1 pseudogene is annotated in these 791 nt (G+C 48.3%); it reads right to left on the bottom strand.

Annotated elements, in window-relative coordinates:
- Positions 1–791: pseudogene (locus C9J12_RS30220) on the bottom strand (transketolase); the annotation flags it as partial.

The raw sequence follows: 791 nt of genomic DNA on the forward strand, positions 1-791 counted from the left end.
TCGAACCCGACCACATCGTCAAGTTAGACGGTGCAAGGTCAGCAGAGCCGCCCATGAATTCAGGAACAAGCTTACCGAATGCTTCCAGTGTGTTTTGAGACGCTTTACGTGACGCAATGTTTGCTGGATTAGCTTGAAGATCTGCGATGATTTTGCTTGTTTCAGCTTCCCAGTTAGCAGGAAGATCACCCACCGTACGACGCTTAAATTCAGCCGCTAATTCAGGGTGAGCCGCTGCGTATGCTGCAAATTTCTCATCCCATGCTGATTCTTTAGTAGAGCCTGCTTCTTTCGCATCCCACTCCGCTGCAATGTCAGTAGGGATTTCGAAAGGACCGTGGTTCCAACCAAGGAATTCACGTGCCGCTGCGATTTCTTCAGCGCCCAGAGGTGCACCGTGACAATCGTGTGTGCCCGCTTTGTTTGGTGAACCAAAACCGATAATAGTCTTAGCACAAATAAGCGTTGGCTTACCTGTTTCAGCTTTTGCTGCTTCTATTGCTGCGTTGATTGCGTCAGCATCGTGACCATCAACCGCAGGAATAACATGCCAACCGTACGCTTCAAAACGCTTAGGTGTATCGTCAGTGAACCAACCTTCAACGTCACCATCGATAGAGATACCGTTGTCATCCCAGAAAGCAACTAGCTTACCTAGACCCAACGTACCCGCTAAAGAACATGCTTCATGAGAAATACCTTCCATCATGCAGCCATCACCTAAGAAGGTGTAAGTATGGTGATCAACAACATCGTGACCGTCACGGTTGAATTGGTCTGCCATTGCTTTT

Source organism: Photobacterium frigidiphilum, from assembly GCF_003025615.1.
Taxonomy (GTDB): domain Bacteria; phylum Pseudomonadota; class Gammaproteobacteria; order Enterobacterales; family Vibrionaceae; genus Photobacterium; species Photobacterium frigidiphilum.